Annotated in this window: 16 protein-coding genes; 4 read left to right on the plus strand and 12 right to left on the minus strand. The window is 59.6% G+C overall.

Annotated features, from left to right (window positions below; genetic code table 11):
- Positions 1-780 precede the first annotated feature (780 nt).
- The 5 genes from H1B37_RS24025 to H1B37_RS24045 form a co-directional block, all read right to left on the minus strand.
- On the minus strand, positions 781-1,953 hold the full coding sequence (locus H1B37_RS24025) for an RHS repeat-associated core domain-containing protein (protein WP_182869636.1): 1,173 nt from the start codon (positions 1,951-1,953) through the stop codon (positions 781-783).
- A gap of 339 nt (positions 1,954-2,292) precedes the next feature.
- Positions 2,293-3,675, minus strand: coding sequence for an MBOAT family O-acyltransferase (locus H1B37_RS24030; protein ID WP_182869639.1), 1,383 nt, complete (start codon positions 3,673-3,675; stop codon positions 2,293-2,295).
- Positions 3,676-3,680: 5 nt separating this feature from the next.
- Positions 3,681-4,739, minus strand: coding sequence for a hypothetical protein (locus H1B37_RS24035; protein WP_182869641.1), 1,059 nt, complete (start codon positions 4,737-4,739; stop codon positions 3,681-3,683).
- Between the two features lie 529 nt (positions 4,740-5,268).
- Entirely contained in the window at positions 5,269-5,949 is a 681-nt protein-coding gene (locus tag H1B37_RS24040) for a toprim domain-containing protein (RefSeq protein WP_182869644.1), read from the minus strand.
- A 52-nt stretch (positions 5,950-6,001) separates the two neighbouring features.
- The gene (locus H1B37_RS24045; protein WP_353620910.1) at positions 6,002-6,871 is read right to left on the minus strand and encodes a carbon-nitrogen hydrolase; all 870 of its coding nucleotides are present in this window, start codon (positions 6,869-6,871) and stop codon (positions 6,002-6,004) included.
- Between the two features lie 37 nt (positions 6,872-6,908).
- Between H1B37_RS24045 and bioD the strand changes: the two genes are divergently transcribed.
- Positions 6,909-7,592, plus strand: a complete 684-nt coding sequence (gene bioD, locus H1B37_RS24050) for a dethiobiotin synthase (RefSeq protein WP_182869650.1) — start codon at positions 6,909-6,911, stop codon at positions 7,590-7,592.
- 316 nt (positions 7,593-7,908) lie between these two features.
- Here bioD and lptB read toward each other — a convergent pair whose 3' ends face one another.
- Together lptB and lepB are read right to left on the minus strand one after the other, a co-directional pair.
- Complete coding sequence (gene lptB, locus H1B37_RS24055) at positions 7,909-8,802, minus strand: LPS export ABC transporter ATP-binding protein (protein WP_182869652.1); 894 nt, start codon at positions 8,800-8,802, stop codon at positions 7,909-7,911.
- A gap of 44 nt (positions 8,803-8,846) precedes the next feature.
- On the minus strand, positions 8,847-10,850 hold the full coding sequence (lepB, locus tag H1B37_RS24060; protein ID WP_182869654.1) for a signal peptidase I: 2,004 nt from the start codon (positions 10,848-10,850) through the stop codon (positions 8,847-8,849).
- A gap of 627 nt (positions 10,851-11,477) precedes the next feature.
- Between lepB and H1B37_RS34525 the strand changes: the two genes are divergently transcribed.
- Positions 11,478-13,478: a tetratricopeptide repeat protein gene (locus H1B37_RS34525; RefSeq protein ID WP_182869656.1), complete on the plus strand. Its 2,001-nt coding sequence runs from the start codon at positions 11,478-11,480 to the stop codon at positions 13,476-13,478.
- Positions 13,479-13,507: 29 nt separating this feature from the next.
- Here H1B37_RS34525 and H1B37_RS24070 read toward each other — a convergent pair whose 3' ends face one another.
- From H1B37_RS24070 to mch, 4 genes are all read right to left on the minus strand, one after another.
- Positions 13,508-14,872, minus strand: a complete 1,365-nt coding sequence (locus H1B37_RS24070; RefSeq protein ID WP_182869658.1) for a rhomboid family intramembrane serine protease — start codon at positions 14,870-14,872, stop codon at positions 13,508-13,510.
- 804 nt (positions 14,873-15,676) lie between these two features.
- Positions 15,677-17,377, minus strand: coding sequence for a fatty acid CoA ligase family protein (locus tag H1B37_RS24075; RefSeq protein WP_182869660.1), 1,701 nt, complete (start codon positions 17,375-17,377; stop codon positions 15,677-15,679).
- Positions 17,374-18,303, minus strand: a complete 930-nt coding sequence (locus H1B37_RS24080) for an ATP-grasp domain-containing protein (protein WP_182869662.1) — start codon at positions 18,301-18,303, stop codon at positions 17,374-17,376. The genes H1B37_RS24075 and H1B37_RS24080 overlap by 4 nt, the downstream gene beginning before the upstream one ends.
- Complete coding sequence (gene mch / locus H1B37_RS24085) at positions 18,300-19,256, minus strand: methenyltetrahydromethanopterin cyclohydrolase (RefSeq protein ID WP_182869664.1); 957 nt, start codon at positions 19,254-19,256, stop codon at positions 18,300-18,302. Before mch ends, H1B37_RS24080 begins: the two co-directional genes overlap by 4 nt.
- A gap of 443 nt (positions 19,257-19,699) precedes the next feature.
- On the opposite strand from mch, the gene def reads away from it, so the two are divergent.
- Positions 19,700-20,284 carry a peptide deformylase gene (def, locus tag H1B37_RS24090; RefSeq protein ID WP_182869666.1) on the plus strand — a complete coding sequence of 195 codons (585 nt, stop codon included), beginning with the start codon at positions 19,700-19,702 and terminating at the stop codon, positions 20,282-20,284.
- Positions 20,285-20,330: 46 nt separating this feature from the next.
- The gene (gene fmt / locus H1B37_RS24095) at positions 20,331-21,296 is read left to right on the plus strand and encodes a methionyl-tRNA formyltransferase (RefSeq protein WP_286178112.1); all 966 of its coding nucleotides are present in this window, start codon (positions 20,331-20,333) and stop codon (positions 21,294-21,296) included.
- Positions 21,297-21,389: 93 nt separating this feature from the next.
- Here the strand turns inward: fmt and H1B37_RS24100 are convergent, their stop codons facing one another.
- Complete coding sequence (locus tag H1B37_RS24100; protein WP_182869668.1) at positions 21,390-22,832, minus strand: DUF1501 domain-containing protein; 1,443 nt, start codon at positions 22,830-22,832, stop codon at positions 21,390-21,392.
- Between the last annotated feature and the right edge of the window lie 2 nt (positions 22,833-22,834).

Below are 22,834 nucleotides of genomic sequence, written 5' to 3' on the forward strand. Positions count from 1 at the left end.
GGAACTCGGCATCCTGCCTCGTCTGTTTTTATCGGGCTCCGCCCTCGGCATCGGTGATGCTCGCTGCGCTCGGCGCTACCCTCATCCTTCGGTCGCTTCCATCACCTCTGTCAACCGTCGGCTCCGCATCGCTACCGCTCGCTCCGGTCGGCGCGAAACGACCCGCTCATTCTGCTCAAGCGTCCAACTCTTTTCGACCAGTCTTGAAGCCTGGAACTTGAAACCCGGAACTGTGCTCCCGCTTCCCTGTCGTTTTGCTTCGACTGACATCCTGTCCCCGCCGGGTTTCAATCGACGGGCATCCTACCCGCCGTGCCTAACGGCGTTCTTTTGTGCTTGAAGTTGCGCGGTCCGGCATCGTGCCGAAGACATCGGCGGGCGTCCGCCCCGCCAACAACTGTGAAGCAACGAACCGTCCGTTGCGGCGGAAGCTGACTCGGCTGTGTGGTCGCGTGTATTGCCCGCCGCTTTCACCAGCCGCCGGTTTACTTTGAGGCCGCACGCAAATCCTCGTTTCGGAAATAGACAAAGAGTCTTTGCGAGGCCTGCCCCCCTTGATCCGTTCCTCAAGAAAGACTTGATAACCATGGAATTGCAAACGCTAAGATTGCGGCAATGACGAACCACAGGAAAAGTCGCCCCATCCACCGATCGAAGTTGCTATTCTGCACTGTTACGACCGCGCCGAATTTGACGAGCATCATCCCTGTAAGCCCAAGGAACGCTAATAACGCAACGGCAGCGACAAATGCTGTCACCCAAGTCAACACGACAGGTTTCCTATATGATTGGTGAATTCCAATAATCTTCGCCTTGGTTAGCGTAATACAAAAAGTGTCCACAGCTGAACGCAGTGAAGATATTGCATTTCTCGTTTAAGATTACGTAAAGGCCTGTTTTGTATTTGTAGTTCTTTCCGCAACGGGGAATGCAAAGGAAAGTTTGGCCGAATGGACCAGGATAGCGCGTACATGTCACGACACGAGTGAAACTAATGTCATACGACGGCTCTTCCGGCTCCGGTTCCGAAGGCTTCTTTGGCTTTGGTGGAATTGTTGGATTAATACCACCATGCCCGCCTATGTACTTGCCTGTCGGATCAACAAAAGTGAGCGGCATATTCCCAACATAACGGTATAAATTCACGCCGTCTCGATACCCAATCGGATCTCTGGAGCAGAACCGGCCAGCAATCGAGTCGTACATGCGGGCGCGATAGTGGTAGAGATCAAGGACGTCGTCGTACTCGCGACAGGTGTACGTGCAGCGATTGTCCTCGGCAGTCTTCGTACGTGCAGTTCCGCTACCGTCGAACACCGACAACCCACCATACGCATCATAAGCGTAACGTTCCTTGATCGTTCCACTTGAATCAGTCAGTGCGTTGACACTGTACTGTTGGGTGCGATGGTAGTAGCGCAGTCCGCCGGTGCCGTCGCGGACGACTGGTTCGTCGATGTAGCTGGCGTAGACGTACGTGTAAGTTGGGCTCGTTGCCGCCGTGCCAGAGGTGTAGTCGGCGATCGTCTGCTGACCGTTTTGAACGAAGATGGTGTCGGTCGTGCCGTCGTCGCGCGCGACGCGGCGACCAAGAGCGTCCCACTCGTAAAACACATCGTCAGTGCTGTCGTTGTCGACATCGGCCGATGAAAGCCGGTTGTCGAAGTCCCAGGTGAGATTCAAGGGATCGCTGCCGGGACGGAGAACCGCCGGGATTACCGTCATGTTCCCCTTGACGTCATGATTGACGCTCTGGCTGGCGGCGCTGAGGAGTTCGTGGGCGTCGCCGTGGACGCGCGGCTGAATACTGGAGTACTCGGTGAACTCATCCCAGTCGCCGACGAGCGACAGATCCCAGGATTGATCGAGGTTCGTGTCATCGCGCTCCCAATTGACCAGACGATCTTCATCGTCATAGTCACTGCCGCCGACGTCGAACCCGTAACCGCTCATCGTCCCCGTGATCCCCTCGCTCGTCTTGTTCTTGTTGTCGTCCCAGGCATAGCTGAGGTTGCCGACCGCTAAACCAGTATAACTGATGCTTGAAAGCGTGTTGTCTTGGCAACGTAGCGTCCTCGATAGCCGTCGTTGTCGCCCGAATCAGTATGCGATGGAGAGATCCCTCTCTTGCGTTTGCTAGTTGCGCAAATGCCGTCTCTCCCTGAGGGAGAGAATCTGAGTTGGCTGCCAAATCGCTCGATAATACAATCGACGTCGCAAACCGCGAACGGGAGCGGCGAAAGCCTGGACACCAACACTGATGTCCGGGCACCATTGTAGTGGGCTGATGAATTAGAATTGGAAGTACACGAATGGTGTGAACCCGCGTGGTGCGTACAGCAACAGGCACCAGACCAGCACGGTCGTGGCGATCGGGGTGTACCAGCGGTCGGCACGCAATCGCATCGCGATTCTTAATCGCGTGGTCCAGGCGGCGTGTTCTAAGATCATGATCGTGATCGCGGTCATCGCCAGCGGCGGGTACCAGGCGATTCCCGGAGACTGAAACAACAGTTGCCCGATGACCGTTGTGAACTGATCCAGCGAAGCACTGCGAAACAGCACCCATCCGAATAGCACGACCAACAAAGTTGACAGCCGCCCCAGCCAAACGACTTTGCGCAACTCGATCCGCTTGCGGAGTTCCCGTTCGCAAACCAGTGCCGCGCCGTGCCACAGCCCCCACAGCACGAACGTCCACGCCGCCCCATGCCACAATCCGCCCAATCCCATCGTGGTGATCAGATTGATGTTCGTGCGAAAGGAGCTGCAGCGGCTGCCGCCGAGCGGAATGTACAGGTAGTCGCGCAACCAGCGCGAAAGCGTCATGTGCCAACGGTGCCAAAAATCGGCCACGCTGGTCGCAAGGTAGGGGTGCCGAAAGTTCTTTGGAAAACGATACCCCAACATCTTGGCCACCCCGATCGCGATGTCGGTGTAGCCGGAAAAGTCATAGTAGATCTGCCCGGCGTACCCGATCACGGCCAGCCACATGGTCAGACCGCCATACAATTGCGGGGCGGCGAACACGACGTCGACCACTTCGCCCAATCGGTCCGCCAAGAGTACCTTTTTGACCAGGCCGCACAGCGCGAGTTGAAACCCGCTGTAAAAACGTCGCCCCGACCACTCCGGCCGCTGTGAAAGCTGCGGCAACAACTCCGAGGCGCGAACGATCGGACCGGCGACCAACTGTGGAAAAAACGCGACATACAATGCAAAGTCCAACAGGGAATTCGAAGGCCGGATCTTCCCGCGATAGACGTCGATCGTGTAGCTGAGCGTTTGGAATGTATAGAACGAAATCCCGACCGGCAGAATGATGTTCAGCGTCCCGGGGTGCAACTGCCACGATTCGAACAGGGCCGCGGCGGAGTCGATGAAGAAGTTGAAGTATTTGAAGAACCCCAGGACGCCCAGGTTGACGCACAAGCTGACCAGCAACCAGGCGCGTTTCGCCCTTCGACCCGATGCCCGCACGATCCGCTCGGCCACGAAATAGTCGACCGCCGTCGACAGCAACAGCAAACCGCAGAAACGGTAGTCCCAGTAGGAATAGAAATAGTAGCTGGCGGCGAGCAGAATCAGGTTGCGCGTCACCCGCGTGCGACAACGCCAAACCGCCAACAGGATCAATCCCAAGAACAGCAGAAACTCGATTTGCGTGAACTGCATCGTTGTCAGTCCTTCGCCTCGTCGAGCGACAAACTTCCATCCGATGGGGTGATCCGATCGCGGACGTCTAACAAACGTTCCGCAATGATTCGATTTCCGCTGGCGTTGTAGTGCCCGACACCGAACTGACCGTTGTGGAACCCGCGTGGCCACTCGCCTTCGATCGCGGCGGACTTCATCGCCGGCCGCCCGTCGATCACGTGAAAACCGTGATCGGCACAATGGCGTTGAAATCGTTCAAACAACCGCTGGTCGGGATCGTTCCAGCGAACCTGACCATCGGTGATTGCGGGGATCATCGGCGCGTAGACGAAGATGCAGGGCTGGTCGCAGCCTTGCCGCAGCCGCTGCAGCTGCAACGCGAGCAGCTTGGACTGGGACTCGATGCGGACATTTGATTGATCGACCGGACCGGAGACGTTTCCAGCCCGAACGGCATCCACCGGACCGGGACGGAATCGGAGTCGTCGTCGTGTCGTTCCATCGCCGCGGGTAATGATGTTGCGCACCGTTTGGATGACAAAGGCCGGCAAGGTGGCGCTGATTGTCGAAAACGTCGTCGAAATCGACTCTGGGGACTCATCGATTTCGATGCACCAATCCGACCACTCGACGATCAAGAAGACGTGGGCATCGATCCGACCGCGGGTTTCGGTGTTCTCGGCCAGCGCGGCGATTTGAGGGATCCAGTCGTTGCAGTCGTCGCCGCTTCTCGCAAAGGGATAGATCTGGATCTGATCGGATGAAAGGCGCGACAGCTGGGCAGCGATCTTGTCGTGATCGTCCACGCAAACGCCTTCGGCTTGCGAATCGCCCCACAACGTCAGTCGGATCGCGGATCGATCCTCGGCCGGAAACGATGTTTTCCCTGGCATGCCCATCGGACCGATCCGCGTCGTCGCGTACCCTTCACTTCGCCAGCGATAGTGCGCTCCCGGCTGCAGCACGGCGACTCCGCGCACCGGATCGTTGGTGCGTGGCACGTAGCTGCGAACAAACAACGGGGACGTGACGCCGACGAGCGCCGTGCCGATCAGAACTCCGGTGATCCAACGACGAAACATCAATGCACCGGGAAACGCGGTGCCGAACTGACGGTCCGGGTGAGATCTGTCGACAGGGAAGGCGAGGTTGTGAGCATCGTTGCAGGAATTGACGTGAGCGAGTTGGCCGATGGAACGGTATAGGATAGCCACAGCGGTTGGGTGACGCAGGTCCGGTGCAGGCATCCCATGCCAGCGGGAAGTGTGAGCGAGCGGCACGAGGGGGTTACCCCGCGGCAAGCGCCTGCCACTCGCTGACGCGTCGTGCTGGCATCCCATGCCAGCGGGAAGTGTGAGCGAGCGGCGCGAGGGGTTGACGCCGCGTCCGGCGCCTGCCACTCGCTGACGCGTCGTGCTGGCATCCCATGCCAGCGGGAAGGGTGAGCGAGCGGCGCGAGGGGTTGACGCCGCGTCCGGCGCCTGCCACTCGCTCACGCGTCGTGCTGGCAGTGCCCATGCCAGCGGGAAGTGTGAGCGAGCGGCACGAGGGGGTTACCCCGCGGCAAGCGCCTGCCACTCGCTTACGCGTCGTGCTGGCATTGCAACACCCTCACTGCGGTCCGAAAATCTCTCGGGCGGCGAGTGCATCTTGGTGCTGTAACAAATACGCCGTCCTGGAATCCGGGTCGACACACAATTCGCGGAGCGTCGATTCGCCCAGGCTGGCTAAACCGCGGTAACGATGATGTCGATGCCGGATCTGTTTCTCATCCAGGACGCTGCGGATACGTTGCAGATGATCTTCGCTGTAGGCATGCAGTGTGTCGGCATAACCCTGGGCTCGGATTTCGAACAACGGCGACTTGATCAGCGAGACGCGATGGGCGTCCAACAGTGGTCGCAGGTACGTGTCAAAGAACAACAACATCAACGCGCCGCAGTGAATCCCGTCGGCGTCCGGGTCGAACAGAAACAGGACACGATCGTAACGCATCTCCGCCAGGTCTTCGGCGTGCCATCCGGCGCCCAACGCCTGGATCAGGGCAGCGTACCACTGGTTCTTGCGCACCGCGGCATCGGACGCCTTGGTCGCGTTCATCGGTTTGCCTTGCATCGGCAAGACGGCTTGGAATCGGGCATCGCGAACGCGGGCGACGGACTTGGACGCCGAATCGCCTTCGACGATAAACAGTTCGCGGTACGGCCGGTCGATCCCCAGGGCACCGCTTTGGGCCGGGCGTGGGGTCGGTGAGCAATCGATCAGCTTGGTTTTTTGGGTGATGAATGTCATGTCGCCCTTTATCCCGGTCCCGATCGACACGTTTGGTCCTAGCGGAAAGCGATCAATCGATCAAGCGTTTGCCAAGCCCCTGGTAGGCGTCGATGCGTCGGTCACGCAGGAACGGCCAGTGCGTCCGCACGACATCGATTTCATCCAGGTTACAGTCGACGCAGAGCACCTGTTCGTCCGAATCACCGCCCTGCGCGACCACGTCGCCGCGGGGTGATACCACAAACGAAGATCCCCAGAACTCGACTTGACCTTCTTTGCCGACCCGATTGGGGGCACCCAGCCACAGTCCGTTGGCGATCGCGTGGGCTCGCATCGAGGTCTGCCAGGCATCCAACTGGCCCGCCCCGAACTCTTCCTTTTCACCATCGATCCAGCCGATCGCGGTGGGATAAAACAGGATTTCTGCGCCGGCCAGGGCGAACAATCGTGCCGCCTCGGGGAACCATTGGTCCCAGCAAACGCCCACGCCCAGCTTGGCATAGCGGGTTTGGATGGTGCGAAATCCCAGGTCACCCGGCGTGAAGTAGAACTTTTCGTAATACAGTGGATCGTCCGGGATGTGCATCTTGCGATACGTGCCGGCGATGCTGCCGTCCCAATCGATCACGACCGCGGTGTTGTGATAAACGCCGGCGGCACGCTTTTCAAAAATCGGCGCCACGATCACCATTTCGTGCCGTTTGGCGAGCGCCTGCATCCGCCGAACCGACGGCCCTTCCAGGGTTTCGGCGAAGTCAAAATTGCAGTGGTCCTCTTCCTGGCAGGGGTAGGGGGTTGCAAAAAGCTCTTGAAGGCAGACGATCTGAACGGATTCGGAAGCCGCTTCGTCGATCCGTTTTTCCACTTCGTCCAGCATTTGGTCCAGAGAGCCGGCGTACGACATTTGCAACAGTCCGATTCGTACGCTTCGACGGGGCACGCTTTCGTTCATTTCAGATCGGGGAAGAGGTATTGCTTTGAAGATTGTCTTCGTTTCGGGAACCGGCACGGAAGTCGGAAAGACTTACGTCGCACAGCAACTTGCGGTTGCCAGACGGGACGCCGGGCTTCGCGTAGGAGTTTACAAACCGGTTGCCAGTGGTTGTATCCGGCAAGGGGGCAATTCGGAAGCGAATTCCACCACGGTGGGCGACGAACTGGTTTCCGCGGACGCCATCGCCCTGTGGGAAGCGGCCGGATGCCCGTTGGATCTGGATGCGGTTTGCCCGCAGCGATTCGAGGCGGCGGTGGCACCGGACGAAGCGGCCAGGCGGTCCGGGCAACAGGTGGACGTGTCGCAGCTGGCGCGCGGCGTGGACCGCTGGCGCGGTCACTGTGACACGTTGATCATCGAAGGCGCCGGGGGGCTGTTGAGTCCACTTGCCGAGGACCTGTTGAACATCGATCTATTTCGCATGTTCCCCGATGCAGAACTCTACCTCGTCGCGGCGAATCGACTGGGCGTGATCCATGAAGTCCTGGCGACCTGCCGTGCGGCGGCCTTTTCACAGGTCACCGTCGACCGACTGTACCTTTCCGCGAGCGGCCCAACGGCGGATGATTCCGGCCACAGCAACGCCGCCCAAATCCGTCACTGGTTGCCGGAGTTGGACGTGTGCGAGCTGAGTTGGGGACAGAGGTGGGCAGAGGATAGGGATTAAACGAGGCTAAAAGATTTGGGGGGTAAAAAAATGGTGAATTCCCCGTCCCATCGACGGAGCAAATCTTCCTACCTCCAAAATCTTCCTACCGGTTCAGCCGCCGAGACGCTCAGGAACGGAGGCGCGAGTCAGGAGGGAGATGACAGAATGATGCAGGGCAGAATGATGCAGGGCAGAATGATAGGGTGCGCGACGGCAGCCGCTCGGCGGCTGACCCTGCCCAGCACGCAAAGGGGTCCAGCACGCAACCGAACAACGGGGATGAATCGATCGAGTTAGCGCAGCCGCCCCCCCGAGTCACCAAGACCGTGGTTTCCTAGACATCGGAAACATTGGTCCGCCGGCGCACGACGCGTTTGCGCTGAAAGTGCGGTGGCGGGACGACCGGGTGCGGTGCCGTCGGAGGCACGTCTTCGGTCGGCGCTGGTGTGGGCATCGGTTCCATTTCGACTCTCGAACGAGCCGCGCCGTCCATGTCGCCCAAGTACTCTTCGCGGACCTTGGGGTGTTGCTTGACTTCCTCCGGCGTGCCGTCGATCAACACTTGACCTTGGTAGATGACGTAACAGCGGTCGACCGTTCCCAGAATCTCGCGGGCCGCGTGGTCGGTGATCAACACGCTGATTCCTGAATCACGCAGTTGCGTGATCACGCCTTGGATCGACTGGACCGTCACCGGGTCGATGCCCGCGAACGGTTCGTCCAGCATGACGATCTTGGGATCGGAAACCAGACAACGGGCGATCTCCAATCGCCGCCGCTCCCCCCCACTGAGCCCCGCGGCGCGGCTTTTGCGAATGTGCGTTATATTGAACTCTTCCAGCAATTCGTTGGTTCGCTCTTTGCGCTGCTTTCGATCCATCCCCAACAGTTCCAGCAACGCGGAGATGTTCTGTTCGACGGTCAGCTTCTTGAACACACTGGGTTCCTGAGGCAGGTAGCCCATGTGTCCATCTCGGGCGCGACGAAACATCGGCCAATCGGTGACGTCGCGTCCGTCCAAGTAGACACGCCCGCGATCGGGCTGGATCATGCCACAGATCATCCGAAAACTGGTCGACTTGCCGGCCCCGTTGGGCCCCAACAGTCCGACGATTTCCGCTTTGCCGACGTGCAGATTCACCCCGTCAACGACACGTCGCCGGCCGTAGGTTTTTTGCAGATCGGTCGCTTCCAGAACGGTCGTCGCTTCGTCGTGATCGGAACGCATCGAACTTGAAATCCATTTCGAGAAAGATTGAGAGCCCGTGACCGCTAACGGATGAACCGGAAGCGGTCAAAATTAGGCGTGAAGGGGACCGGGGAGTTCCAGGGGTGTGGCCAGAAGACCATCAGCGCCTTGCCGACCAACAGATCACGCGGGACATACGATGCATCGGCGAACATGTAGGCTTGGTCGCGGAATCGGTCCGGCAGCCGATTCCCCAGCTTGGTCCCGGCCCAGCAGCGCGCGTCCAGACTTTCCGGGCTGTTATCGCCCATCGGAAAGAACTGGTCCTCCGCCAATGGGAAGGTGACTTTGCGGCGGGTTTGCCAGCCCGGAAATTGCTCCCACAGATCTGGCCGTGCCATCACCGCTTGGATGTCGCGGAAACTGACGTTCTGTTGTGCAAGTTGAAACAGCTGGTTCATGTCATAGTCGAAAATACCGAACGAGCTGTTGTCGGTGGCGACGTAGTACTTGTCGCGGTCGATCTTCACACGATCAATCGTTGCCGCTCCGCCGCGCACGGCGATTCCGACCGGGCCGGCGTCGAGCGGATGGACGCCGTTTCGGTAGCGTGGATAGGCGTCTTCCATGCTGCGAAACTGGCGGGCGTCGAACGTCGTCGGGCCGTCAAATTCGACCAGCGAATCGTCGATCCACAGCAGCAACTGGTCGTCACAATTGCTGTACCGCACCGAGAACGAATCGCCGGCGCGGGCGGCGGTTGATCCGGTGACCGTCGCGCTCGTTTTTCCGTCAGGTCCGGAAAACTCCAACGCTTGTTCGCCGTCGACGATCGAAAGCGTCGCGTTGCCGTTTTCCAGGTCGATCCGGCATTGGTACTGGATCCCCGCTTCGACCAATTCCAGCGTCAGTTCCTTACACTCGCTGGCCACGGTCACGTCGGATTCGATGATCAAGTCGCCGACCCAATGCAGTCCGTCGTCAGCCAAGTCGCGTTCGCCGAATCGGGCGTCACCGCGAAACTGAGACAACGGACCGCCGGACTGGTAATCCGGATTGAAGGTCGTCGATCCGGACCACCGTCCGTTGGAAGGCGTCTTTTCATAGACGTCGCGGCTGGGAACGGTGATGTAACAGTCATAGCTGTAGAAATCGGTGATCAGCCGACTGCTGTAGGGATCGACGCTGCCCAACGTGCCTCCGTTGGCGGCGCTGTCCCACTGGGCTTGGGTCGGCCAGCGATGGAAATACCGCAGCCAATGCGTCTTTGATGCGTCACCCGGTTCGACTTTGGCCACCAAGCCTTCGTTGCTGCGTTCGATTGCCCATGAATCGGTCGGCGGTGCCGACGTGTTTTCGCGCCACGGTTGGATCCGGCTGGGGTAGTTTGATTTGATCAGCAAATCCGGTTGCTGGTCGGAGTCGTAAACGTGATGCCGCATCGCCAACAGTTTGTCGGCCGGTTTGCGGAGCATCTGTTCGCCGACCGGTTGCCCGGTTGGGGCGGCGTAGACGTCGCCGTGCATGACGCTGATCGTTTCGTTGGGCAGTCCGACCAGCCGTTTGATGTAGTTTTGTTTCGGGTTCCCCGGGAATTTGAACACGATCACGTCCCAGCGTTCGGGTTCGCTGAGCGTGTAGGCGAACTTGCTGACCAGAATGCGGTCGCCGTTGAAGGTGGTCGCGTTGCTGTCGTCGGCCAGATCCAGGTTGTTTACGAAGCGACAGTTGGGGCAAATGCCGGCGACAACCGTGTCGTCTTGGTAGGGGCCGCGTCGCTCCTTGCTGGCGCCGATTTGAAAGCGATGATCGCACTGCTGACAATCGATATCTTTGTGGGCCCCCATCAGCGTCGGAGCCATTGAACCGGTCGGGATCACAAAGGCTTCGGCGACAAAGGCCCGAAACAGCAATGCCAGCACGAAGGCGACGACGAATGCTTCGACCGTTTCACGGTGCGCGGACGTGCGAATCGAATCGCCGAAGCGTTGTTCGGGGGTTCGATCGTCTGCCTGCGACTCACCTTTCGAGCCGGTCGTTTTGCCGACCTTGCCGGGATCGCTTGTTTTCTTCGAATTTCGCGTCATTCGTCGCTGCGTGTCAGGATTGCTGTGTGTCGGGATGGATAGGAAAACATGAACGAACGGCCTTGGCCGACCCTCCCCTCGCTGCGCTCGACGCTCCCTTCCAGGCAGGGTGCCTCGGGTGTGTTTCTTGCAGTTGCTCGGTAGGGGGCGGTCAACGGGAGGATATTAGCCGGTTTGTCGCCCGCTGGGAACTTCGATTGCACGTGGCGATTCTTGGCCACCGCCGGGGACACCCCGCTGAAAACCTCACCACCTGTCTGATTGAGTCAATTTTCCTACCTCCAAAATCTTCCTGCCATTTCCCCTGACGCGGCGTCTGGCCGCTTGGATGGGAAATCTGGCCACAGATGGCAGAATGGAGGGGTGGCAGAATGATGCGGGGCAGAATGATGGAATGCCCGTCGGCTGGCGGCAAATCGGCCGTCGGCTCATAAAGTAGGTGCCATTGGGCTGACGTTACAACGCTCGCCCCTGTGCGGCATAGATCGGGGACCCACCTTCTGGCGACGGTGGCTACATTCACAACGGTGATTTACGGCGTTTCTTCGACAAAGTGAGGTTGTCCGACCCGACATCCGAGCTGCACTTTTGGGGCGAAACCGATAGAATAGCGACGGTCCAACGATCGTGAGTCTCCTCGCCGGGTTAGTCGAACAGATGCAGTATTTTTCGCGAAACGATTCCCGCCGAGGCCGCTTGTTGGTCGCCGCGTTGATTGTCTTCTGGGTGGCCTGCCTTGGTTCCATCGCGTCTCTCGGGGCTGCCGATGGGGCTGGCGGCGACACGGGGGGCAAGAAATCGACCGACCAGTTGATTCAGGAGTTGATCGAGAAACTTGGCAGCGACAGTTACGCCACCCGGATCCGGGCCCGGAATCAGCTGAAAATGTACGGGTTGGAAGCGTTCGACGCCCTGCGTGAGGCGCAAAACCACGACGACAGCGAGATTCTGTCGGCGGCCCGCTATCTGATCAGCAGCCTGCAAGTCAGCTGGTCGAAGGATTCGGATCCGAAGGAGGTCCAAGAGATCCTGAGCGAATATGGTGCTCAGAACGAAGCCGACCGGCTGGGACGCATCGAATTGCTGGGGCGATTGCGGGATCAGATGGGCGTCGAGCCGCTGGCCCGATTGGCTCGTTTCGATCCCAGCATCCCGCTCAGCCGCCGCGCCGCGATGTTGGTGCTGAAACAACCACTCAGTCGTGAAAAAGCCAACCGACGCCGATTGGCCGAACGCATCGAATCGGTGATCGGTGAAAACGACCGCGATCCGTCCCAGTGGCTGCTGGCCTATGCGGCTGATTTGCGTGCGGGAAGTTACTCGCCCGAGCGTTGGTCGGAACTCGTGCGTCAGCAGCGAATGCAGGTCGATTCGGGAGTCAGCCCGGATGTGACCTCTGCCTCGGTGATGGAAATGATTCGTGTGCTGGCCACGCGGGCGCTGTCCGAAGATGCGCGCGAGTCGGCTTTGGCGCTGGTGATGGAACACATCGACTTGATCGCTCCGGCGACGCGGGACCTGTCCGAACATGCCGGATGGTCCATCCGCCAGGGACTGTTCCCGATCGTGGTGACGCTGTACGAAAGGCATCAGCACACCTTCCGCGAAAACGCCGAACTGCTGTACTCGGCCGCCCAAGCCTATGACGAGATCGGGCAAAGCGAACTCGCCCAGGAACTTGCCTCCGAGGCGTTGCAGATCAATCCGTTGCCGGAGATTGCCGCCAGCGATTCGGCCGAGCCGGGCGACGAGGAGAAGCCGAAAGCGGTCGAAAACGCGATCACCGACCACCAACTGCAGGAAATCGCCTACGCCCACTACCAGGTCGCGCTGCTGTTACGTTCGCGAGGTCGATTCGAATGGGCCGAGCGAGAGAATCGCGAAGTCATCAAGCACTGCGACATCGAATCGATCGTCGGCGTCAGCGCACGTCAGGAACTGGCACGAATGTTCAGCGAACAACTGCGACACGACGATGCCGCCACCGTGTTGTTTCCGATCGCCGATCGGGCCCAAAAAGATCGCCTGTACCAATCGCGGATGGGTCGCTGGCAAATCAGTCTCAGCCGAATTCGAAGCCTGTATGAATACGAGTCCGGACTGGCGTTATTGGAAAAGGGCGGCGAGGATCGGACGACTTTAAACGAGGTCAAAAGCAAGCTTCAACTGGCCTATCGGTTCGACAATGACAACATCGACATCCTGATCCGCATGTATCGTCTGGATGATCCCGGCGACCCGGACTGGAAACAGTCGGTGACCAAACAGATTGTCCAGAACCGTGACGCATTGAAACAACGGATCGCACGGATCGAGTCCCGCAAGAAGATCATCGATCCGAAAGACTACAAGGCAGAATTGGGCGACGCGTACAATCAATACGCCTGGTTGGTCTCCAACACCGAAGGCGACTATCAAAGGGCGTTGAAGTGCAGCCTGGATTCGCTGGAGTTTCTCGATGCGGATGACATCCCCTATCGCGCCGCCCGACTGGATACCTGTGCCCGTTGTTACTTTGCCCTCGGCCGGGTCGAAGAAGCGGTGGCGACACAGCAGCAAGCGATCAAGTTGGATCCGTTTTCACCGCCGATGCTGCGACAATTGGAAGAGTTCCAAGCGGCGCTGTGAGCGTCAGGAATCGAGCGGGATCAATCGAGTCACGCCCCCCGCGCCAAACTGAGCAGTTCGTCGCGTTTCCTCAAACGCGCTTCTTTCTCGGGTTCGATGACCTGATCTTGCGGCGCGACGATTTTTTCCAGCGTTGCGATGGCGTGGTCGTTCCGCTTAAGAATGCGCAACTGAATCTGGGCCAGACGCAGACAGGCGTCGTCGGCCATCGAGCCACGTTTTTCGATCAAGATCGCCAGCGGGCGAATCGCGTCGACCCACCGCTGGCTGGAGCACAACTGAGTGGCATAACGCATCAACGTTGACTCGGCCAACCCCGCTCCGATCTTCAATGCGTCCAGCCGCAAAAAAGCCTGCCCGGCCGCGTGCAGATTGTTCGAATCCAAGCTTTGGCGGAGCACGTAGGCCAATCGGTTGAACTCCGGATGCGTCTGGCATTTCTGGGCCACGCGTTCGGGTGTCACTTCGGTCGACTTGCGTTTCTTGCGCCGCGCTTTCTTTTTCGGCGCGACCGCCGTGGATGAGGTACGCGATGAAGTTTTGACTGGCGTGGTTGCAGGTTTTCGTTTGCGAGAGGCCAGCCCGATCCACTGGCTTTTGGATACATCACCACCGGTCACCTGCAACGCCTTTTCGACCGGGTTCTCGATCTCGTCGTGCTTGTCCTGGTCGCGCCGGCGTTGCTTTTCGCCGTAAAGCAACGGGTACTCCTGAAGCCAATCATTGCGCGAAATCACGTCCCAACCTTCGCAATCGACCTGGTCGGTCCGCAGGTAGTAAATCCCGATCGGCAACCCCATCAACGCTCCGATCACGTGTCCCATCGCGCCCGACATCGCAAACCCGCTGAACACAACAGACAACACGTCCATGCCGATAAAGAAGACGCAGATCGTCATGATGCGGGCTTCGGCATGGCCGACGAACAGAAAGAACCAATAGAAGAAACTGATCTCGTTTTCCGGTGCCCAAACCAGTGCGATCACCATCAGGGTCGAAATCACCCCCGAGGCGCCCGCCGCCGCTTCCTGGCCGCCCATCAAGAACATCGGCACCTGAGCCACCGCGCCGATCAACAAACAGGACACGAGATAGATCGCCAAGAAACGGGCGTTGCCGACCTTGCCTTCGACCACCAACCCGAAGCAGAACAGGAAGAACATGTTGCCCAGCAGGTGGAACGGGTCAAAATGCATGAAGTTGCCCGTTAACCACTGCAGCGGATTGATCTGGTTGAACTGAATCAACAACCAATCGATCTGCTCCGGTTCCAAGTTCCCGATCATCACCTGGAACGTGGTCGCAAAGAAGATCACCACGTTGGTGACGATGATCCCGCCGGTCACCCATGGCAGGTGATACAGAGGCGCGTCAGTGCTGTAGGGAATGATCATGCAAACGACTCAACAAAATCGGTCCGCCCAGACACCCGGATGGTCAACCAGGCCGGGGCAAATCATACACCAAGCTACGGTCGCGAGTTCCCCGTCGAGGAGTGAGATGTTTTGGTCAACCGATTCTTGACGCTCCCTGGGCGACATCGATTTTGTCGCTGCACGATTTCGCAAGCGACATGGTTTCTCTCCCTTTGGGAGAGACGGCGTTTGCCCAGCAAGCAAACGCCCGAGAGGGACCGCGCGGTGCGAAAGTCTTGGCGGCTCTTCCCCTCATGGGTACCGGCGAAACGGCGAAGCTGCGCCGCCGATTCGCATTTTGCGATTGCCAGCACCCTAAATGTACCGGGTTGCTGATGATTCCCCAGCGGGGCCGCAACCCCCTTAATCACCGCTTTAGCGTGATTTCGATTGGCATTGCGGGCAAAGATCAGTATCATTTAGACCGCTCGTGTGACGCATGTGCACACATGAAGCATCGATTATCGGGGCGATCGATCGGCTGGTGAGCCGCGAGAGTGCGGTCCTGTGGGACCGTTTTCGCGAAATCAGCTGGCGAGGGATCGAACTCGCATCCGAGTCGGGGCAGCTCGGATGCGGGGCCCTCTCTCATCGCCTTCTCGATAGCCATCCCGTCGAGCATCAACGGTCGTAGATCGGAGGCTCCCCGACCGGTCGATTGACAATCCCGAAGTGCGCCGATGGTGCTAGCGAAGGGCGATGCTGGGCCGGCGGCTCACTCGATCAACAGGCCCGCGGCTAGCGCCGGCGGCTCATTGAATCGACCGCCCGCAAGCGAGTGGATCAACGCAGCTCCGCGGCCAGTTTTTCGCGAAAGATCTTGCTGTTGTGCCGGATGTCGACCGGCAGCGGTTTGTCCCGGATGATCACTTCTTGGATCGTTCGCGTGTTCGGGTTTCTGGCGGCCAGGTCTAACAGTTGCTCGACCAGACGTTGCGATTGTTGGTTGGTCTTTGGCCAGAATTCTCGCAGCGGTTCGATCAAGATGACGGGCGTTTGGTTGCCCGGCTGGCCGCGACCGACCAGGGCCGATCGATAAACATGTTCGTGGGCGTTGAAGATCGCTTCGCAGGGGACGGTGAACCAGGTTCGATTTCCGTTTCGAACACGGTGTGCCTTTCGACCGCAGAACCAAAAGCGATCTTTCGAGTCCAGGTAGCCGACGTCACCCATGCGATGCCACACGGTGTCTCCGTCAGCGACTTTGTGCATCGCGTTCTGGTCGCTGCGGACGACATACTTTCGCGTCACCATGGGGCCGGTGACCATCAACTCGCCGATCTTTCCATGGGGCAATTCGGTCACCTGATCGATCGTTTCGATCGGGCCGTCATCGATTTCAATGACTTTCCAGCGGACGTCCTGGAATCGGGTGCCGACACAAACGCCCTTACCCTTGATTGCCGCCGGTCCGGTTTCCGCGATCACTTCGCGCGATTCGATCGACGCGATCGGCAGCGCTTCGGTGGCTCCGTAGGGCGTAAAGATCTCTCCGTCCTCGGCGATCAACCCACGCAGCTTTGCCATCGTCGACGCGGGCACGGGAGCGCCGGCGGAAAGCACGCGCCGCAACGTCGGAAACGGTTGCTTGACGTCATTGGATTCGCACCAGCGGACGACGGTGTTCCAAAGCGCGGGCGACCCGAAAGCCTGATCGACTTCCCATTGCCGGGCCGCCTCGATCAATCGTTGCGGATCGACATCGGCGGGCCGCGTGGGATCCATGTCGGGAATGATCGTGGTGACGCCCATCACGGCATCGAACAAACCAAACAGAGGGAAACAGGCCAAGTCACGCGAGCCACGATGGATGTCATAGCGTTCTCGGATCCGGTCGATTTGAGCGTGAAAGGTACCGTGGCTGTATAAGACACCCTTGGGCGGGCCGGTGCTGCCGGTCGTGAAAATGATCGCCGCGGGGTCGGGGCGATTGATCGTCGGCAGCGGCGTGGCCTTTCGCGACGATGTCTTCTCCTCAACCGCCGCCTCGGCACCAAGCTGGATGATTTGGTCCAGGGTTTTCCCGCCCCAGAAATAGCGTCGTCCGAGAGTGACGTTCCAGGTCGCGGTCGGGAAACGATGCCGCAGCAGGGTCCGGATCGCCTGAGCTTTGGGGATTCCGACGAACCCGTCCGGCCGTGCGTCGGAGAGGCATTTGACCAGGTGTTTGCGTCCGATGCCCGGGTCGATCAACACGACGATCACGCCGGCTTTTAGAAGGGCGAACACCAATTCAATGAATTGCGCGCCGAACGGGACGAGCATCGCCAATCGCATGCCGGGTCGGATTCCCCAGGCCACCAACCCGCGCGCGATTCTGTCGGTCCGCTCGTCCAGATTTTGAAACGTCGTCAGGGCGTAGCTGCGGTTTCCGTCTTCGGCGGGCGGCCCGTTGGGCTGGGCGATGGCGATCGCGCCGGGCGCCAACGACGCGATCACGCGAAGCCGCGAAGCGACGTTTCCGTCTCGAACTTCGCTGCTCATGATGTCAACCTCTCGGATTCGGTCTCCAAAGCCTCGATCACAGAATCGGCGATCGAGTGGTCGATCACGTTCTGGGCACCTTTCCAACCCGGAATCGCATTGACCTCCAAAAACAGCGGTGGGCCGTGTTCGTTGTCGATCAGATCGACCGAGGCGAACACCAGTCCGAACCGTTGGGTGATTTGCCGGGCCGTCGCTTCCAGCGTCGCATCGACTTCGAATCGCTGGCACGTCGCTCCGGCAGAAACATTCGACCGGAACGATCGCTCGTTGGATCGTCGCAGGCCGTAAACCCGCCGGCCGACGACCAACACTCGCGTGTCGCGGCCGCCTGGGGAAATGAACGTCTGAAGTTGCAGCACGGCGTCCAATTGTTCGAGCGTGGAAAAACTGTACCAAGCGAGTTGGGCATCGCGGATCCGCATCACGCCGCGTCCTTCCCCGCCGAACAGTGGCTTGACGACGCAGTCGCCGCCAAGTTCTTCGAACGCCTGCATGGCCTCGCGACGTGATTGTACGACACGCGTCGGCGGCGTCGGGTAACCGGCAGCAGCCAACTTTGCCAAACTCGCAAATTTGTCGATCGACCACTCCAGCGCTCGCGGGGGATTGACGATCGCCGTCCGGTGCGGTGTCAGCTGGTCAGAAATCGCATGCAGCATCGCCAAGCGGAACGTGATCTTCTCCATCGAACCGGCCGGCATCGTCCGCGTCAGGATCGCGTCATAGTCGAGCATTCGTCCCGCATCACAGCAAAGCGACAGTGGTGATCCAGGATTCGCCACGCCGGCGGCCATCGATTCATACGATGCGATGTCTAAGTGGTGGCCGCGCCGCCGCGCCGCCGCCCGAATCTGATCGGCATGCCACCCGGTATCCGGCCCCAACATCAACAGTCGGCGTCGGGCGCTGGACGCCGCGGTCATGTGCCGAACGACTCGCGCAAGATGTCCGTGACGATTCGACCGGCGGTGAAGGTGCGTCCCGAGCGGAGGTTGTGCAGCGTCACCACCGCGGGACTGAACAGCGACGGGTCCACGGCATAAAAGTCGTGGTTGTAATCGGCAAAGATTGTTTGAAAGGGGCGACCATGATCGGGCGACGCCGAGCTGGGGATCCTGTCCACGATCGCTTCGATCGCTTCATCGGGACAATCCACCCACAACGACACGTTCGCACCGTACAGCATTGCGTCATTGGTTCGTCCGATCCCGCCGATCGAGTCGCCCGATTTTGCCGGCGGCGGCAAGGGAGCCGCCCCGGTCGCGGAAATCACGCGGCGGACGTCAAATTCTAAGTCGTCCAGTTTGTGCATCGCGGTTTCGACGCTGCGGGCAACAATCTGAATCGATCCGGCGATCGAGGTGCTCGGTGCAACGGCAACGGTCACCGATTTTGCCGGCACCCCGCAGTCGGCCGCAATGGATTCAATCGCCGATGCCGTCGGCAACTTGTCGGATTCCAAGACGCCGCAGGCTGCGTCGGTGCGGCTATCGGAAAGATCCTGTTCGATCAACATCGCTTCTTTCCCACGCAGCAACCGCATCGGACCGCTGCCCATGGCAAAGTAGTCGTCGGATTGGACGGGCCAACCGGCGTACTGGCATCCCAGACAACCCAGTCGCGGGAAATCGGTTTCGACAAACACGGCATTGGCGACGGCGTATCGAGTCGCGTCGCAGGGCACGATCGAAACTCGCCCCAATCCGCCCATGCAAGCACGCGCCAACAACAAACCGGCCCGAATGGATCCCGGAGTAGCCACGCCGAAATCCAAGACGGTCGATTCGGCGATCCTGTGCCCCAGGACTCGCGACTGTGGGTCACCTGGCAGGCTGGACCAGAGTTCGGCGGCGGCTCGGTTCGGCGAGTGATCCATGGGCAGAGACAGTGATCGATGAGGAGGGATCGATGAGGGGTGCAGGAGTGACGCAATCCGGTACAACGCAACGTTGTTGTGCACGAAACTGTCGAGCGTGCTGACCCAATGTAGCTACCTTCGCCAGAAGGTGGATCCCCGTCACTTTCCACGCTCTGGCGAGCGTCGAACCGTCATCGTGCCAATGCGACGTCAAAGTGCCGCTGTCCGGCTGGTTTGCAGCGTCGTCCGGTACAGGATCCTTGTCGACCGAATGGAACCTGTCGAGAGGGGGGGACGGCGAAATCCGGATCCGGCGAAAGACCGCTCGCAGAGAATCCGTCCCAGATGGCGCGCATTGTGGTGCTAGCCGGAATGACAAATCAGGTCCGATCGGTCATCCTGTAGGGCGAGGAAGTTGCCCGTCTGTCCGATCCATCTCATTGCGTTGTTTGCGGCTTGTCATGTCTTTGGAACTCATTTACTACCCCCACCCCACGCTTCGCTACGTCAGCAAGCCGATCAAACGCGTCGACGCCGAACTTCGGAAAATCGCCGACGAAATGCTGGAACTGATGTACCAGGCCAAGGGCGTCGGGCTGGCCGCCAATCAGGTCGATCTGCCGCTGCGGATGTTCGTCGCCAATCCCAGCGGCGAAAAAGGCAGCGGCGAAGAATTCGTGATTTTGAACCCCGAAGTCAGCCGCCCCAAGGGCAATGAAGTCGGCGAGGAAGGCTGCCTCAGTTTGCCGGGGTTGACCGGAGACGTCGTGCGTCCCAAATCGATCCGCATCAGCGCGTTCGATATCAAGGGGAACCCAATCGAAACGACGCTGGAAGGATTCTTGGCGCGAATTTTTCTGCATGAAATCGACCACCTGGACGGGACGTTGTTTTTTGACCGGATGGGCGAGCACGCGGCCCAAGATCTGGAAGCCGGAATTGACGAACTGGAAACCGACTTTCGATCCAAACAGGCGACCGGGTCGGTGCCGCCGGATCAAGAATTGATCGCACGATTGGCCGAGTGGACGAAGAAGTATTGCTGAGACCGAGTCGCCGAAGGCCACCAGTTTATTTCAAGAGAGCATCACCTTGCGTATCATCACCATGGGGACCGGTCCGTTTGCCGTTCCCTCGTTCGAAGCCATCCGGCAATCCGATCACACGCTGGTGTCGGTCGTCACCAAACCCGAACCGCCGGTCAGAAGCCGCAAAGGCCCGCCGCCGGCGCCGGTGCGTACCTGGGCCGCCGAGCACGATCTGCCGATTCTGGATCCTGCCAATATCAACGACGGCGACGCGATCGAACAGCTTCGGTCACTCCGTCCAGACCTGCTGGTCGTTTGCGACTACGGCCAGATTCTGAAACCCGACGCGTTGGCCGCCGCCAAACTGGGCGGAATCAACTTGCACGGGTCACTGCTGCCGGCCTATCGCGGCGCCGCACCGGTCCAACGAGCCCTCCTGAGCGGTGACGCCGAAACCGGGGTCAGCGTGATTCACATGACGCCCAAACTGGACGGCGGCCCCATCCTGGCAACCAGCCGCACCGCGATCTCCGACGACGAAACCGCCGGGCAACTCGAACAACGACTCTCGCTGCTGGGCGTCGATCTGGTGCTCGGCTGCATCGACGACCTGTCACGCTGGGACGGCGAGTCGACGATGGGCGAAATCCAGGACCCGGCGCTGGCCACCAAGGCGCCTCGGTTGAGCAAACAGGAAGCTCAAATCGATTGGCGACGCGGTCGACGCGAGATCGATTGTCACGTCCGCGGCATGCAACCCTGGCCCGTCGCCTTCAGCACCATCCAGGTCCGCGAGAACAAACCCCCGCTGCGTTTGACCGTCCTGTCGGTGACCGCGGTCGACGAGGACATCGATGGGCTGCAGCCCGGGCAAATCAGCGGCGGCAAACAGCTGGTCGTGGCGACCGGCGGCGGTGCCTTGCGGATCGATTCGCTGTGCCCGGCCGGCAAACGCGAAATGAGCGGTGAAGAATTCCAGCGTGGCTACCAACTGCAACGCGGAGCCCAATTTCAGTCGCCCCAAGCATGACGCCACGGCACGGCCTGTTGATTGAATCAGCCGTAGGGTGCGAGCCCAATCGCGCCTGCTTTATGAGCCGACGGCTCCGTTTGTGATCGGAAGTTACGCCAAGATTTCTTCGACCACCCGCGCCGGTTTGACACCGGTCAACTTTTGGTCCAACCCTTGAAACGGGAACACCATCTTGCGGTGATCGATGCCCAACAAATGTTGCAGCGTCGCGTGGAAGTCACGCAAATGCACCGGTGACTCGGCGATCTGGTATCCCAGTTCGTCGGTCGCTCCGTAGGTCATTCCCGGCTGAATGCCACCGCCGGCCATCCACAGGGTGAAGGCGTTGGGATTGTGGTCGCGTCCATGAAATCGAGTTTTCTGGCCACCGCGATTTTCCGCCATCGACGTCCGACCGAATTCACCGCTCCAGATGACCAAGGTGTCTTCCAACATGCCACGGCGTTCCAGATCTCTCAACAGCGCCGTCATCGGCCGGTCGACTTGTTCGCACTTTCGGCTCAACCCTTTGCCCAGCGATTCGCCTTCGTTGGTTCCGTGCGAATCCCAGCCCCAATCAAACAATTGGATGAATCGCACGCCGCGCTCGGCCAGCCGGCGGGCCAGCAAACAATTGTTGGCGAATGATTCTTTGCCCGGTTCGGTACCGTATTCCTCGTGCGTCTGCTTGGTTTCCTGGCTGATGTCCATCGCGTCGGGCACGGCGGTCTGCATGCGGAACGCCAGCTCGTATTGCTTCATCCGCGTCAACGTTTCGGGATCACCGAACGTTTCGTAGTTCATCTGGTTCAACCGATCCAGCGTGTCGAGTGCCATCCGCCGTTGATCGCGTGAGACACCTTGGGGGTTGGAGACGTTCAGGACGGGATCGCCTTTGGAACGGCATTGCACGCCTTGATAGACCGAGGGCAGAAATCCGCTGCTCCACAGCGCCTTTCCCACACGCGGTTGGCGGCCGCCGGAAAGCAGCACGATGAAACCCGGCAAGTCTTCGTTGTCTGACCCCAGCCCCCAGGTCACCCAGGAACCGATCGACGGGTATCCGACGCGAGCTTGGCCGCAATGGACCATCAGCTGTGCCGGTCCGTGATTGAACTGATCGGTCTGCATCGATTTGACGAAGCAAACCTTGTCGACGACTTTGGAGAAGTGGGGCAGCCGGTCGGACACCCAAGCCCCACAGTCGCCGTGTTGCCCGAACGGGTAACGCGGCCCCAGCATTTTGGGCGTTCCCTGGATGAACGCGAACTGGCTGCCTTCGAGATACTCGGCCGGGCAATCCTTGCCGTCGACCTTCTCCAGGGCCGGTTTGTGGTCAAACAATTCCAACTGGCTGGGCGCACCGATCATGTGCAAAAAGATCACACGTTTGGCCTTGGCGGTAATCGGGGTTCCGCCAATCGACGTCGCCCCGGCGGTCTGACTGGCCAGCCAGGCGGCGCCCAACCCGGTCGCCGATTGCTTTAGGAAATGCCGTCGTGTTTCAAATTCCAGCGTCCGCCGGGCGGCTTCGCTGACCAATCGTTGTTCCATGC

Origin of the sequence: Stieleria mannarensis (assembly GCF_014154935.1) — a bacterium.
Taxonomy (GTDB): domain Bacteria; phylum Planctomycetota; class Planctomycetia; order Pirellulales; family Pirellulaceae; genus Stieleria; species Stieleria mannarensis.

Excerpts from the sequence above, each read along its gene's own strand:
- H1B37_RS24025 (WP_182869636.1), bottom strand. The coding sequence starts at position 1,953 with ATGAGCGGTTACGGGTTCGACGTCGGCGGCAGTGACTATGACGATGAA.
- H1B37_RS24030 (WP_182869639.1), bottom strand. The coding sequence starts at position 3,675 with ATGCAGTTCACGCAAATCGAGTTTCTGCTGTTCTTGGGATTGATCCTG.
- H1B37_RS24035 (WP_182869641.1), bottom strand. The coding sequence starts at position 4,739 with ATGTTTCGTCGTTGGATCACCGGAGTTCTGATCGGCACGGCGCTCGTC.
- H1B37_RS24040 (WP_182869644.1), bottom strand. The coding sequence starts at position 5,949 with ATGACATTCATCACCCAAAAAACCAAGCTGATCGATTGCTCACCGACC.
- lptB (WP_182869652.1), bottom strand. The coding sequence starts at position 8,802 with ATGCGTTCCGATCACGACGAAGCGACGACCGTTCTGGAAGCGACCGAT.
- lepB (WP_182869654.1), bottom strand. The coding sequence starts at position 10,850 with ATGACGCGAAATTCGAAGAAAACAAGCGATCCCGGCAAGGTCGGCAAA.
- H1B37_RS24070 (WP_182869658.1), bottom strand. The coding sequence starts at position 14,872 with ATGATCATTCCCTACAGCACTGACGCGCCTCTGTATCACCTGCCATGG.
- H1B37_RS24075 (WP_182869660.1), bottom strand. The coding sequence starts at position 17,377 with ATGAGCAGCGAAGTTCGAGACGGAAACGTCGCTTCGCGGCTTCGCGTG.
- H1B37_RS24080 (WP_182869662.1), bottom strand. The coding sequence starts at position 18,303 with ATGACCGCGGCGTCCAGCGCCCGACGCCGACTGTTGATGTTGGGGCCG.
- mch (WP_182869664.1), bottom strand. The coding sequence starts at position 19,256 with ATGGATCACTCGCCGAACCGAGCCGCCGCCGAACTCTGGTCCAGCCTG.
- def (WP_182869666.1), top strand. The coding sequence starts at position 19,700 with ATGTCTTTGGAACTCATTTACTACCCCCACCCCACGCTTCGCTACGTC.
- H1B37_RS24100 (WP_182869668.1), bottom strand. The coding sequence starts at position 22,832 with ATGGAACAACGATTGGTCAGCGAAGCCGCCCGGCGGACGCTGGAATTT.